We start from the raw sequence: 14216 nt of genomic DNA, 5'->3' as shown, positions 1-14216 counted from the left end.
TCGGAGTTTTGGAGATTGCTTCGTGCCTCCCAATGACAGAGGGAGTTCTATCGAATATGTACATTCCTGCTTTGTCAATTACTTTATCTTATTAAATGATAACATTGTCGGGCGATCGACCAATCTTCTTGAGTATGTACCACCAAAATTTTAACTGCCGAATCATCCGTAGCGATGTTTTTATCTAAACAAAATTGATTATTTTTTTCAGTATCTAATTTAAGCCCTAAAAAGCCCAATTTATCACAAATTTTCTCTCGAATAAATGCCGAATTTTCCCCAACTCCTGCGGTAAAAACTAAACCATCTAAACCCCCAAGACAAGGTAACATACTGCTAATCACTTCTTGGATGCGATTAATATACATTTCTACCGCTAACTTCCCTTTAATATCTCCTTCTTCCATCGCTTTTAATACCGTGCGCAAATCCCCAGAAATCCCTGAAATTCCCAATAATCCCGATTTTTTATTTAAAATTTCATCAATAACCCTGTTATCATAGTCATATTCTCTCATAAAATAAGTAACAATAGCTGGATCGATCGAACCGCTACGACTGCCCATCATCACCCCTTCTAAGGGAGTAAAACCCATACTGGTATTAACACTGATACCATCTTTTATCGCCGTAATCGAACAACCGTTACCTAAATGACAGGTAATCAATCTAAGACTATCTAAAGTTCGATCGTGCAGCGCCACTTCGTGATCGAGAATTTCTGCTGTACGTTGGGCTACATATTCATGGGAAATACCATGAAAACCATAACGTTGGATTCCTTGTTCATAATATTCATAAGGAATAGGGTAAATTTTGCCATAATCAGGGATAGTGCGATGAAAAGCCGTATCAAACACCGCTACTTGAGGAATTTCTTGATTTATCTTCTCAATACTTTCAATACCTTCTAAATGAGCAGGATTATGATTAGGTGCTAAAGGTATTAATTCTCTAATCGTTGCCTTAACCTCCTCCGTAATCAAAATTGCCTGAGAGTATTTACTTCCCCCATGTACTACTCTATGACCAACTACATTTATATCAGACAAATCATTTAAAACCTTAGTTTTGCCCTCCCTCATGGTATCTAACATAGTTTTAATAGCGGTTTGACGGTTACTTATGGGTAACTCAAGGGTTATTTTATTGCCTTTAGCTTCTGCTTTTAACAGTCCATAATTACTACTAACAGTCCAATCAATGATTGCCTCCCAAAGAGGAGAAGGAGGAGAAATGATATTTTCAAGGGAATTAATATCATATAAACAACTTTTTTGACTACTTGAACCAGCATTAAGAACTAAGATTTTCATAGTTAAAATTTACATTTTCTGCTTTAATTTGCGTAAACGGCTCGATAAACTTCTCACAATTTCCAGAGCAAATAAAGGAGTTTCTTGTAATAAGAATAAAAATCTTTCTTTATTTAATTCTGCCAATTTACAATCAGTAAGGGCGATCGCAGTTGTACATCTGTCATGTTCTAACTGCACTAAAGCTCCTTCTCCAAAAACATCATGCTCATGAATTGTCTCTAAAACCTTGCCATCTTTCCATAATTCTACTTGACCTTTCATCAATGCGAACATTTTATCTCCTTTTTCTCCTTCTTTAAAAATGACTTCTCCTGCGGAAAAGTCATGGGTTTTGAGATGATTAAAGAATAAATCAATGACATCACTAATTTCTAACATAAAACAATCTTGTTTGTAAAGTACTAACGCACATTATCTCAGGTCATGGGAATTTTTTGGTTAAGAAATCTTTAACTTTAAAAAAGTAGCTATATTTCAAGTTACCTTATTTGTTGATATTCACGGAGAGGTTAGGACTAAAAATAATTGTTTTTTTTGGGAAACTTCTACAATGGTTAAATTCTCAGTTGTAGAAAAATCTTCCTAGGGGTTAAAATAAAATTCATTAACAAAACTTTACAATAATTCCTCAAAGATGAACCAATTTTGAGAGAAAATGATTAGGGTATAATCTGAAACCCTAAGAAAATATCAAAAAAAATATTTGTTTTAGAATTATGTTGAAAAAAGTTTTTTTAATATTAGTAGCTGGAGTAATTTTTGCATGGCAGTCTTTTGCCCCAAATGCAAATGCTCTAAGTTTAAGTGATGAAATTCGTACAGTGCCTTTAAATGAAGATGGAACTTCTGTTACTTTATCCAATAAAGAAGCACAACTAGGATCAAAATTGTTTATTGATAACTGTGCGCAGTGTCACCTTCAAGGAAAAACCAAAACTAACCCTAACGTTGGTTTAAGTAAAGAGAGTTTAGCTAATGCGCTTCCTCCCAGAGACAATTTATTGGGTTTAGTAGATTATATTAAAAACCCTACCAGTTATGATGGTGAAGAAGATATTTCTTTATTCCATTTAAGCACCGAGCGCCCTGATCTTTGGCCTGAAATTCGTAATTATACTAATGAAGATATTAAAGCTGTTGCTGGTTATATCTTAATCCAAACTAATGCCGATCCTAAATGGGGTAAACGCTCTCTCATCGAACCGTAGTTCACAATTAATAATTAATAATTAATAATTAACAATTAACAATTAACAATTAACAATTACTGATTATTCACTGTTGTTCCTTTAGAAGATTAATTGAAGTTAAGACGTATTTAAGTTGCATATTATTTTGTTACTTATAAATAAACCAATTTTCTTCCTCTCCTTGTCTTCCCCTCCTCCTCCTCTCACCTTTATCAGTAAACTTAGATGCCTTTCAGCTTATCACCTTGCTAATAAGTATAAATTCAAGATGGCGACAGTAACTTTAGAAAATATTGCCCGTAGTTTTAATCAAGTCAAGGTTATTTCTGATATTACTTTTCAAGTACCCGATGGAGAGTTTTGGGTATTAGTCGGTCCTTCTGGTTGTGGTAAATCAACTATATTAAGATCGATCGCTGGTTTAGATGAAATTACAGAAGGAAATTTATATTTCGATCGAACTTTAATGAATACCATCCCCGCCAGAGAAAGAGACGTGGCAATGGTTTTTCAAAATTATGCCTTATATCCTCATCTTACCGTTGCTCAAAATCTTAGTTTTGGTTTAAAAATGCGAGGGATAAACAAATCAGTCATTACCGAAAAAGTTGAATTTGTCTCTCAAATATTAGATATTAACCACTTATTACATCGTAAACCCAAAGACTTATCAGGAGGGCAACAACAAAGAGTTGCATTAGGTAGAGCAATTATTCGACAACCAAAAGTATTTTTATTGGATGAGCCTTTATCTAATTTAGATGCTCAATTACGGGATCAAACACGCACAGAATTAAAAAAACTTCATAATAAGGTTGGTATTACTACGATTTATGTTACCCATGATCAAGTAGAAGCCATGACTTTGGGCGATCGAATTGTCGTTTTAGATCAAGGTAAAATACAGCAAATTGGCACACCTGCACAAATATACGATAATCCAGTTAATCGTATGGTGGCTACTTTTTTAGGTACACCCGCCATGAATATTATTCCCGTTACCTATCATGATGGGGCATTGTGGATTAATCAACAGCAATCCCTCCCTTTAACTCCCTATTGGAAAGAAAAAATACCTCCCCATAATGGGCAAGGTTGGGATTTAGGCATTCGCCCTGAATATATCAATGTTTCGATCGAATCCGATTCATCAGATAATGGTATTATCGCCCAAATAGAAGTAATTGAGCCTTTAGGAAAAGAAATTTTAGTCGGTGCAACTATTGTTGACTCTGAGATAAATATTAATCTACAGTTACCGATGAAATGGAAAGGTGAAAGGTTCGATCGATTTAAAATAGAATTTAGTTTAGATCATAGCTACATTTTTGAGCCTATTTCTGGTAACAGAATTTAAACCACAGTTTTCTTATTCGGATTACTTTTTGCGCCCCGATAAATAACTTGACTTTGTTTTGAGTCAAAAGTTTTAAGACGGTTATATTTAAGGCGATTATAATGAAAACCTCTATAAGTCATAGAAGATTTTTTCTCCTGAGCATTTTCTGTCGGGATTTTCTCAGATGAATTAATTATATTGGGAATATCAATACTTTTATTTGAAGCAATCTGTACTTTTTCAACTCTATCTTTACCTTCCATAATGATGGTAGGTTCATTAAACTTAGTAATAGATTTTTGCGTAAGTAACATTCCCGTTGCTAATATTGCCAAAAGAATAGGAGTAGGTGCGGATACCAGCCCAACAATACAGGTAATGGCAGCGACAAAAGCTGATACCGCTAAAACCAAGCAAATAATTAGTTCCATAATTTCCTCTTTTGATATTTCCAGATTTTAAACGAATATTTGATAAGTAGAATAACTGGTTAACTATAACATTTTTTTATCATTTATTTACTATTCTATCATTAACTTTTTTGAAATTATCTTTCGAGAATATTATCTGTCTAGGGTAATAATAAATCTGCCCCTCCGGGTTGGGGAAGAATAATACCCGTAGAAGCAGGTTTGTCTGGAGTTGTAGAAGTTGAAGGTTTAGTTTCTTTTTCTGTTTCTGTGGTGGGGTTATAAATACTTACTAACACATTAACTAATTCTTCTCTCTGGCGCATTGTCAATTTTTCGATGATGGCTCGATCGAACTCTAGGGGATTTTGTGTTAGAGTACCATTACCCGGATACCTCTGCTCATTAATAATCTCATTTTTTCGGAGATAATCCGCCAAAGTCAGCTTCCAATCAAGACGATAATTAATTGGACGTGCTTTAACATATTGATGATAGCGTACCAGACGACTCACTAAAGTATTTTCGATCGCCCTTTGACCATTACTAACACTGGTATAATTATTTTCTAAAGATAAGTCTGGTATTTGTTGATAAACTTCTTGTGCAACCTTTTCAGGAGTGATACTTTGTGCAAAAACCGCAGCAGAATGATGAATCCCTAACCGCCACAGAAAGGGAGAAAAATGAAAATAATTAATTAAGAGAAAAGTAGCCAAAAATACAGACAAATTTAACCACTTACTCAGATGTAATCTTTTTATCTTAGTCATCACTGATAATTTCAGGTTGGGTAATTTCATCAGACATTTCTATAATAGCTCTAAGCACAGGTTTCATCACTTCTTCTATATTTTCAAAGTCTTCTTTTCTGCGTTGTTTCGCCCTTTTAGCAACGGCTACAGTAATTTTATAACGATTAGATGCCGCATTCATTAATTCATCACTACGAAACATTATTTGACTGGAATCAAAGTTATTTTTCTTAAGCATTCTCGTTTTTATTGGAGTTGTTCAACAAAGCAATTATATCACCTTAGTTTTAATTTACCCCCAGTTCAATATTGAAAATATGAGAGATTAAAGAAATTTTTATCCATTTTATTTTTTTTATTGTATATTGAGGGAAAGTTCGGATTTAAACAGTCTGATCGATCTATAATATAAATATTTAGTCATTAAGGAAAGGAACAGAGATTATGTCAAAGTTTTATTTTCAACCATTACACGATCGTCATTCCCTATCATCCCATACCCAGTCTCTTTATCCTTCCCATGACTCGCCGACTCTAAACGTCTCCTCTCAAAATCAAAATGTAAATTCTCGTGACTTAATGCGCCTGTATCTTCGTGATATTGGGCGCATTCGTTTATTAAGCAAAGAAGAAGAAATAACTTTAGCCCGACAAGTACAAACGGCTCAATCTCTCCATAAAATTAAAGAGCAAAATGATTCTATTCCTGAAATTAAAGAATATATTCTTGTGATGTCTTCCTATGATTCTTTAGCAGGGCATCATTCTCAAGCACCTACCTCAGAAAATTTAGCCAAAACTTTAAAGATTTCTCCCTCAAAATTAGATAAAATTATCCTTCACGGTAAACAAAAATGGGCTAGTTTGGCAAATTTAACCCCCAAAGAATTAGACAAAATCTTAGCTGATGGCGTTAAGGCGAAACAAATGATGATTAAAGCTAATTTGCGCCTAGTGGTTTCCATCGCTAAAAAATATCAAAATAGGGGTTTAGAATTATTAGATTTAATTCAAGAGGGTACTTTAGGATTAGAAAAAGCCGTAGAAAAATTTGATTATACTAAAGGTTATCATTTTAGCACTTATTCTTATTGGTGGATTCGTCAAGGAATGACAAGGGCCATCGCAACTCAAGGAAGAACTATTCGCATTCCTATTCATATTACAGAAAGATTGAATTTACTCAAAAAGGTTCAAAGACAACTATCTCAAACATTAGGGCGCATGGCAACCATAGAGGAAATTGCCAAAAAAATGGAGATGACAGCACCTCAATTACGACAATTTTTAAATCAAATCCCTCGATCGATCTCTTTAGAGATGAAAGTAGGAGAAGATTATAATACCGAATTAGTGGAATTAATCGAGGCTCAATCCGATACCCCCGAAGAAAACCTATTGCGAGTTTCCATGCAACAGGATTTACACTTAATGATGGAACGTTTGAACGATCGAGAGCGACAAATTTTAAGGTTACGCTTTGGTTTTGAAAACGGGAAAATGTACTCTTTAAGCGACACCGCCACCATGATGAATTTATCCAGAGAAAGAGTAAGACAAATTCAAGCAAAAGCAATTCAAAAATTAAGAGAGCCAGATCAAGAAAAACAGTTACGGGATTATTTAGAAGTCCTCAACACCTAGTCTTTATCGATTAGGGAGTTAGGAGAAAAAAGACAGGAGATAGGAGAAATACTGGAAAAATAGCGGATTAGTTTATTAATTCCCACTTTAACCTAATACTCCCCTCATCACACTAGCTCATTTTCCATTACCCAGCGAGATAATTCGGTACGATTATGTAAACCTGTTTTATTTAACATATTAGAAACATGACTTTCTACGGTTCTTTGACTAATACCTAACGCTACGGAAATATCTCGATTGGAGAATCCTTGGGCGACTAAGTCAACAACTTTTGTTTCTGTGGCAGTCAATTCGACACTTTTAGGAACTTGTATTTTTTGTGAATTATCAGGTTTTCGATGGCAAGTCCCCATTAAACGGAGACTATAATTTAAAATTGATTCAACTTGTGCCACTAACTCATCAGGTTCAAAAGGTTTTACCATATAAACATCTGCACCTTTAGTTAAACCTTTGATTCTTTCTTTACTTTGTCCTTTTGCTGATAAAAAGATGATGGGCAACGAATCAAAATTACTATTTTTTCTTACTTCTTCCACAAAAGTATAACCATCCATTTCTGGCATCATCACATCACAGATAATTAAATCAGGGGTTTGTTTTTCCAGTATTTTCATTGCTTCCATTCCCTGACTGGCGGTTAAAATTTCATAACCATTAAATTCTAAATAGTCTTTTACTAATAAAATTAAGTTGGGATCATCATCTATTAATAATAGTTTGTGCGGGGTAGTATCTTTCATGATTTGCCGTCAGTAATTAAGGTGTGTGCGCAATTAATCGATTAACCAGATGTATCCTCTGTTTCTGACAAAGGTAATGGATGTTGATGAAATAAATATTCTGTTACTATTTTATTGCCTATTAGATGTTCTTGAATAATTTTTTCGATCGTCTCTGGAGTTGCGTTACGATACCATGTACCATCAGGATAGACTAATAGTATCGGTCCTTCTATACATACCCTTAAACAATCAGCTTTAGTGCGAAATACACCATAAGGATTATCGGAGGTAGGATGATCTAAATTCAGTTCTTTCAACCTTTTTTTTAGATATTGCCATGACTTCATACTATCTTCTTTACTGCAACATTTTGGTTTAGCTTGATCACAACAAAGAAAAACATGACGTTTAATGTGGGATAATCCCAGTTTTGTCACTGATTCTGTTAACATGACTTTTTTATAGATGACAACCAAATATTTTAACCTAAAATTTCCTCAAATCTAAAAAAGTTTTCTCAATTATTTTCTCCGTGTTGAGCAACGATACCAAATTGACACTCTTAAGTTAAGGGTTGAGAGGGCTACCCAACAAAAAGGCTAGACTTGTCATTAGATTAATTTTTATTACTTTCTATTGACATTATCTCATCTATTCGATCGTATAATTCGAGTAAATTATGATTATTATCAATCACAATATCTGCTTTTTTAACTTTTTCTGATAAGGGCATTTGACTATTTATTCGATCGACTGCTTGTTTTTGTGTTAAATTATTTCTACTTTTTAATCGATCGAGTTGAGTCGCAAAATCACAATTTATAACCCAAATTTGATCGACTAAATCTGTCATGTTTGCTTCAAAAAGTAAGGGAATAGATAAGATAATTATCGGGTTAGATAACTCTTGAATTTTTCTCTCAAAACTATCTCTAACAAAAGGATGTATCTTTGATTCTAACCAGATTTTTTCAGCATAATTATTAAAAATAATATTACCTAACTTGTTTCTATTTAAGTTACCATCATTTAATAAAATATTTTCTCCATATCGATCGATAATATTATAATAAATAGAAGAATTAATTTTAACTGCATCCCTTGCAATTATATCAGCATCTAATACTGGAATGGCATATTTTTCTTGCAAATAGTTGGATACAGTCGATTTTCCTGTGGCAATTCCTCCCGTTAAACCAATAATCATCGGGCTTTTCTACTTTTACTATAACTTATTCTCAATTATCCACTAATGAGGTACATTAGATAAGGTAATCGAAATTAGAGATTAAGGACTGATAAGGGTGGAAAAAGGTACTTTAGTTGAATTTAGAGTTAATAACGATCGTCGTTTAGCAGTAATAGATAAACCAGAAGGCAAAAAAGATTGGATTGCCATTGATGAAAGAGGAAATCCCCACAAAATTCGTCCTCAAAGAGTAGATTATCAAATTCAAGGACAATCTTTTAAATACACGGAAATACCCCAATTTAAGGAAGATATTGTACCTTATTTAGATGAATCTAGTTTAGAAACGGCTTGGGAATTATTGGTGGAAGATGCTACTCCTGTCACTCCTTCTGAATTGGCATCTCTGATTTTTTCGGAAGATACTCCTGCGGTGTGCTATGCAACCCATGTTTTGCTTTCTGAGGATAAAATTTATTTTAAGAAAAAAGGGGATATTTATGAACCTCGATCGAACTCTCAAGTAGAAGAAATTAAGCATAAAATTGAAATCGAAGAGCAAAAAAAACAGGAAAAAGAAGGGTTTATCCTCAAACTACAAAAGGCTTTAGCAGGGGAAACCTTCAAATGGGAAAATGGCGATTCCGTCAGACTCAACTTTTTAGAAAAATATGCCTTACAACCTGATAACCCTCCTAAACAAGCCCAAGAAATTTTAGAAGCACTCGATCGACCCAAAAGCGGTGATTCTGCCGTACAATTACTCATAGATTTGAAACTATGGGATAAACACGAAAATATCTTTTTACGTCGTAGTTCTTATCCCAACTACTTCCCACTACAAGTATCCGAAGCGGCGCATCTAATTCTCGAACAAATTACCACAGGTTCGATCGATGACTTGTCAAATCGGTTAGACTTAACTCATCATAAAGTATATACGATCGATGACGAAACTACCGAAGAAATCGACGACGGTTTAAGCGTAGAAACCCTCGAAGATGGCACATTACGTTATTGGATACATATAGCAGATCCTACCCGTTTAATCAAGCCCGACGACATTTTAGACAAAGAAGCGCGTAAACGTAGTACCAGTTTATACCTTCCTACGGGAATGATTCCCATGTTTCCCCCAGAATTAGCTACAGGACCCATGAGTTTAGTTCAGGGTCAAATTTGCCCTGCATTGAGTTTTGGGGTAACTCTAGCCGATGATGGCGGGGTTATAGACTATGAAATTCACTCTACCCTCATTAAGCCAACTTACCGTTTAACCTATCATGATGTTGACGAAATGTTGCATTTAGATATTCAAGCGGAAAAAGAGGTAAAACAGTTAGCCGAAGCCGCCAAAAAACGATCGCAGTGGCGCAAAGATAATGGCTCTGTTATGATTTCTATGCCTGAAGCTATTATTAAAGTGAAGGACAATGAAGAAGTTTCGATCGAGCTACTTGATCCCTCTTTTTCTCGTTCATTAGTAGCCGAAATGATGATTTTAACGGGAGAAATCGCAGGAAGATTCTGTCAAGAAAACAGTATTCCCGTTGCCTTTCGCAGTCAACCCCAACCCGAATTACCCCCAGAAGAAGAATTAATACTTTTGCCCCCTGGGCCTGTAAGATCATGTGCTTTAAGACGTTGTATGCCAAAAAGTGAAACAGGATTATCGGCGGCACGTCATGCTAGTTTAGGTTTAGAAACCTATACCCAAGTTACCTCCCCTATTCGTCGTTATACTGACTTACTCGCCCATTTTCAAATCAAAGCCTACCTACAGGGGGATGAATTACCTTTCCCACGGGATAGAATGCAAGAGATGATTTTTGAAGTCATGGCAACATCTTCCGAAGCGGTATTAGTTGAAAGACAAACGAATCGTTATTGGAGTTTACAATATTTACTAAAACATAGTAGCGAAGTTTGGCATGGTTTAGTCTTGCGCTGGTTACGGGAAGACGAGAATTTAGCCTTGATTTTATTAGAAGATTTAGGTTTAGAATTTCCCCATAGGTTCGATCGTGTTCCAAAAATTGGCGAACAAATTAGACTACAAGTACATTTCTGTGATCCTCAACGGGATGAAATTCGTTTCAAAGAAGCGATTATGAATTAATTGTCTTAAACAAATTTTTCTAAGATATTCGATAACATTAACTAGGGTTTGCCTCATAGTCTTTATCGATTAGGGAGATAGGAGTTAGGAGACAGGAGATAGGAGAAATACTGAAACATCAAGGTTTTGATGCTGTTATACTTGGCGAGGGTATAACTTGAGTTTGGTGAAGGTAGGCAAAAGGCAAGTAGGCAAAAGGCAACTGTACATTTTGCAACATCAGATTATAACCTTGATGAGTATAATAGATAGAATGAGTATAGTTGTATTTTAAAAAATAAGGTTAAAAGTGTTGAATTTTTGAATAAAAATCCTTAAAACTGCACACTTTTTGGTGAATGTATTATGTCTAAACCTTTGATTTTTATAGTTTTCTGACTTATTCAGCAAACCCTAGATAATTTATAATCTAGTCTATCAGAATCTTTCATTTTCGCATTCCTGTATAACCTGAGTGAACCATAAAATTTTCGGTGCTGTAAAGGTGTTAGGTGTCAGGTATCGGAAAGGGTTAAAGAATTGACAAAAAATATATCTTAATTGATTTGTTTATGTTCAATTTTTTGATAGAATTATATCATCTTCTGAAAACTACACCTGAAACCTGCAACCTGCAACCTGCCACCTGAAACCTATTAACCTCAAGAATTCTTTTATCGAACTGAGGTATTCCCGTATAAGTCAAGATTTAAAACGTCACGACACTGCGAATGGATTCCCCTTTGTGCATTAAATCAAAAGCGGTGTTTATTTCTTCTAAGGGCATGACATGGGTGATTAAATCGTCAATATTAATTTTGCCTTCTTTATACCAATCGACAATTTTAGGTACATCAGTTCTTCCCCTTGCACCGCCAAAGGCACTTCCTTTCCAGACTCGTCCTGTCACTAATTGGAAAGGTCTTGTACTAATTTCCTCTCCTGCACCAGCAACACCGATGATAGTGGAAACTCCCCAACCTTTATGACAACATTCTAAGGCTTGACGCATAACTTTAGTGTTGCCTATACATTCAAAAGTATAGTCTGCTCCTCCTTTGGTTAAGTCAACTAAATAAGGCACTAAATCACCTTCTACTTCTTGGGGGTTAACAAAGTGAGTCATACCAAATTTTTCGGCGATCGATCTTTTGCTAGAATTAATATCCACACCGATAATCATGTTTGCCCCTACCATACGACAGGCTTGGATGACATTTAAACCGATACCTCCTAAACCAAAAACGATAACATTCGCCCCAGCTTCAACTTTGGCGGTGTTAATAACTGCACCAACTCCAGTCGTTACACCACAACCGATATAACAAACTTTTTCAAAAGGCACATCTTGACGAATTTTCGCTAAGGCAATTTCAGGCACAACGGTATAATTAGCAAAGGTAGAAGTCCCCATATAATGATATAAAGGCTTACCATCGAGGGAGAAACGACTACTACCATCGGGCATCAAACCTTTACCTTGAGTAACTCGAATTGCCTGACAAAGATTAGTCTTGAAACTGAGACAATATTCACATTCTCGACATTCTGGCACATATAAGGGGATCACATGATCTCCCACTTTCAGGCTTTTAACGTCTTTACCTACTTCTACCACAACTCCAGCTCCTTCATGACCTAAGATACTGGGAAATAAACCTTCAGGGTCTTTTCCTGATAAAGTATAGGCATCGGTATGGCAAATTCCCGTGGCTTTTATTTCGACTAAGACTTCTCCTGCTTGAGGGGGTTGTAAGTCTATAATTTCGATCGAGAGTGGTTTTCCTGCTTCTAAGGCAACGGCGGCTTTTACTTTCATAATTATTTATCAACTATCAATTATCCACTATCAATTATCAATTATTAATAGACACGAGTGCAAAATAAAAAGTAAAATCTACTGTAAAGTTGAAAACATAAATTTCTTAACTTATGACTTATTACTCATTACTCGATTTCTGCAAGAAGTCTAATTATTCACTATGAAAGCAATTATGGTAGTGGGTACTACTTCCCACGCTGGAAAATCATCTTTAGTCACGGGTTTATGTCGTTTATTATGGCGTAAAGGTTGGTTAGTGACTCCTTTTAAAGGACAAAATATGGCTTTAAATGCCTATGTAACGGCAACGGGGGGGGAAATGGGATATGCTCAAGCACTACAGGCATGGGGTGCGAAAATTGCCCCTAGGGTAGAGATGAATCCTATCTTACTTAAACCTCAAGGTAATATGACTTCTCAGGTGATTATGAAGGGTGAGGTAGTAGGAGTTACCAATGCGAAGGAATACTATGAAAATTATTTTGATAAGGGTTGGGATAATATCAAAGAATGTCTGGAGATTTTAGCACAGGAATTTGATTTGGTAGTATGTGAGGGAGCTGGTAGCCCTGCGGAAATAAATCTTAAACATCGTGATTTAACCAATATGCGAGTGGCAAAACATCTCAACGCTGAGACTATTTTGGTGGCGGATATTGAAAGGGGGGGAGTTTTTGCTCATATTGTCGGTACTTTAGCACTCCTTGAACCAGAAGAACGATCGTTAATTAAGGGTATCGTGATTAATAAGTTTAGAGGTGATGTAACTATTTTAACTCCGGGTATAGAATGGTTAGAAAACTATACCCAAATTCCTGTGTTGGGGGTGATTCCTTGGTTTGATTCGGCTTTACCTTCGGAAGATTCCCTTGGTTTGCTCGATCGAACCAATCACAAAAAAGGTTATGAATTAAAGATTAGTGTGATAAAATTACCTCATATTTCCAATTTTACCGATTTTGATCCCCTTGAAGCGGAAGATAGAGTTTTAATAGAATATATTGAACCTTACGAACAATTAGGCTATCCTGATGCTGTTATTATACCCGGCACTAAGACTTCGATCGAAGACTTAGAAATATTGCAAAAAACAGGAATGATGACACAAATTCAAGAATATGTCGAATCAGGAGGCACAATTTTAGGGATTTGTGGTGGTTTTCAAATGTTAGGACAGATAATATGTGATCCTGATCATCTTGAAGGATTAGCAGAAAATTGTCAAGGATTAGACTTATTACCCATCAAAACCATTTTAAAACGAGAAAAAATCACCCGTCAACGAGAAGTCTTCGCTAATTATCCCCAACAAGGTTTACCCGTAGATGGTTATGAAATCCATCAAGGATATACAGAAATAATCCCTTCTGTGGGTAAACAAAAAAAGATGAATTATTTTCCTATATTTGATGATGACACTTTAGGCATAGTAAATGAAAGCAAAAATGTCTGGGGATGTTATCTTCATGGAATCTTCGACAATGGTGCATGGCGCAGAGCGTGGTTAAATACATTAAGACAAAAAAGAGGTTTACCATCCTTACCCACAGGTATTAGTAATTATCGTCAGCAAAGGGAAGAATTACTAGATTCTTTAGCAGATTTAATCGAAAAACACCTTGATTTAGAATCTTTATTCGATAATCTTTGATTAGAGAGAAGGGGAGTTAGGGAATTAGGAGAATTAGGGAATTAGGGAATTAGGGAATTAGGGAGTTGGGG

Annotated in this window: 14 protein-coding genes; 5 read left to right on the top strand and 9 right to left on the bottom strand. The window is 35.4% G+C overall.

Annotated elements, in window-relative coordinates; all coding sequences use genetic code 11:
- Positions 1 to 83 precede the first annotated feature (83 nt).
- Together SYN6308_RS10025 and SYN6308_RS10020 are read right to left on the bottom strand one after the other, a co-directional pair.
- Positions 84 to 1316: an acetate/propionate family kinase gene (locus SYN6308_RS10025; RefSeq protein ID WP_017294305.1), complete on the bottom strand. Its 1233-nt coding sequence runs from the start codon at positions 1314 to 1316 to the stop codon at positions 84 to 86.
- A gap of 9 nt (positions 1317 to 1325) precedes the next feature.
- A complete protein-coding gene (locus tag SYN6308_RS10020; protein WP_017294304.1) occupies positions 1326 to 1697 on the bottom strand; it encodes a cyclic nucleotide-binding domain-containing protein in 372 nt (123 codons plus the stop codon).
- Between the two features lie 338 nt (positions 1698 to 2035).
- Here SYN6308_RS10020 and psbV point away from each other — a divergent pair, with 338 nt between their 5' ends.
- Positions 2036 to 2527: a photosystem II cytochrome c-550 gene (psbV, locus tag SYN6308_RS10015; protein WP_017294303.1), complete on the top strand. Its 492-nt coding sequence runs from the start codon at positions 2036 to 2038 to the stop codon at positions 2525 to 2527.
- Between the two features lie 250 nt (positions 2528 to 2777).
- On the top strand, positions 2778 to 3866 hold the full coding sequence (locus SYN6308_RS10010; protein WP_017294302.1) for an ABC transporter ATP-binding protein: 1089 nt from the start codon (positions 2778 to 2780) through the stop codon (positions 3864 to 3866).
- On the opposite strand, the gene SYN6308_RS23870 is transcribed toward SYN6308_RS10010, so the two are convergent.
- From SYN6308_RS23870 to SYN6308_RS09995, 3 genes are all read right to left on the bottom strand, one after another.
- The gene (locus tag SYN6308_RS23870) at positions 3863 to 4279 is read right to left on the bottom strand and encodes a hypothetical protein (protein WP_017294301.1); all 417 of its coding nucleotides are present in this window, start codon (positions 4277 to 4279) and stop codon (positions 3863 to 3865) included. The two genes, SYN6308_RS10010 and SYN6308_RS23870, sit on opposite strands and share 4 nt — an antisense overlap.
- Positions 4280 to 4419: 140 nt before the next feature.
- Positions 4420 to 5031, bottom strand: coding sequence for a hypothetical protein (locus SYN6308_RS10000; RefSeq protein WP_017294300.1), 612 nt, complete (start codon positions 5029 to 5031; stop codon positions 4420 to 4422).
- Positions 5024 to 5251 carry a DNA-directed RNA polymerase subunit omega gene (locus SYN6308_RS09995; protein WP_026102011.1) on the bottom strand — a complete coding sequence of 76 codons (228 nt, stop codon included), beginning with the start codon at positions 5249 to 5251 and terminating at the stop codon, positions 5024 to 5026. The genes SYN6308_RS10000 and SYN6308_RS09995 overlap by 8 nt, the downstream gene beginning before the upstream one ends.
- 206 nt (positions 5252 to 5457) lie before the next feature.
- Here SYN6308_RS09995 and SYN6308_RS22240 point away from each other — a divergent pair, with 206 nt between their 5' ends.
- Complete coding sequence (locus SYN6308_RS22240) at positions 5458 to 6657, top strand: RNA polymerase sigma factor, RpoD/SigA family (RefSeq protein ID WP_040466857.1); 1200 nt, start codon at positions 5458 to 5460, stop codon at positions 6655 to 6657.
- A gap of 107 nt (positions 6658 to 6764) precedes the next feature.
- Here SYN6308_RS22240 and SYN6308_RS09985 read toward each other — a convergent pair whose 3' ends face one another.
- The 3 genes from SYN6308_RS09985 to coaE form a co-directional block, all read right to left on the bottom strand.
- On the bottom strand, positions 6765 to 7403 hold the full coding sequence (locus SYN6308_RS09985; protein WP_017294297.1) for a response regulator transcription factor: 639 nt from the start codon (positions 7401 to 7403) through the stop codon (positions 6765 to 6767).
- Positions 7404 to 7444: 41 nt separating this feature from the next.
- Positions 7445 to 7837, bottom strand: coding sequence for a (2Fe-2S) ferredoxin domain-containing protein (locus SYN6308_RS09980; RefSeq protein WP_017294296.1), 393 nt, complete (start codon positions 7835 to 7837; stop codon positions 7445 to 7447).
- 164 nt (positions 7838 to 8001) lie between these two features.
- The gene (gene coaE, locus SYN6308_RS09975; protein ID WP_017294295.1) at positions 8002 to 8592 is read right to left on the bottom strand and encodes a dephospho-CoA kinase; all 591 of its coding nucleotides are present in this window, start codon (positions 8590 to 8592) and stop codon (positions 8002 to 8004) included.
- A 97-nt stretch (positions 8593 to 8689) separates the two neighbouring features.
- Here coaE and SYN6308_RS09970 point away from each other — a divergent pair, with 97 nt between their 5' ends.
- Entirely contained in the window at positions 8690 to 10693 is a 2004-nt protein-coding gene (locus SYN6308_RS09970; RefSeq protein ID WP_017294294.1) for a ribonuclease catalytic domain-containing protein, read from the top strand.
- 688 nt (positions 10694 to 11381) lie between these two features.
- On the opposite strand, the gene SYN6308_RS09965 is transcribed toward SYN6308_RS09970, so the two are convergent.
- Positions 11382 to 12491, bottom strand: coding sequence for an S-(hydroxymethyl)glutathione dehydrogenase/class III alcohol dehydrogenase (locus SYN6308_RS09965; RefSeq protein WP_017294293.1), 1110 nt, complete (start codon positions 12489 to 12491; stop codon positions 11382 to 11384).
- Between the two features lie 163 nt (positions 12492 to 12654).
- Here SYN6308_RS09965 and cobQ point away from each other — a divergent pair, with 163 nt between their 5' ends.
- Positions 12655 to 14145, top strand: coding sequence for a cobyric acid synthase CobQ (gene cobQ / locus SYN6308_RS09960; RefSeq protein WP_017294292.1), 1491 nt, complete (start codon positions 12655 to 12657; stop codon positions 14143 to 14145).
- The last annotated feature ends 71 nt before the right edge of the window (positions 14146 to 14216 follow it).

The organism is Geminocystis herdmanii PCC 6308 (assembly GCF_000332235.1).
GTDB lineage: Bacteria > Cyanobacteriota > Cyanobacteriia > Cyanobacteriales > Cyanobacteriaceae > Geminocystis > Geminocystis herdmanii.
This window is presented reverse-complemented; position numbering and strand designations above follow the sequence as displayed.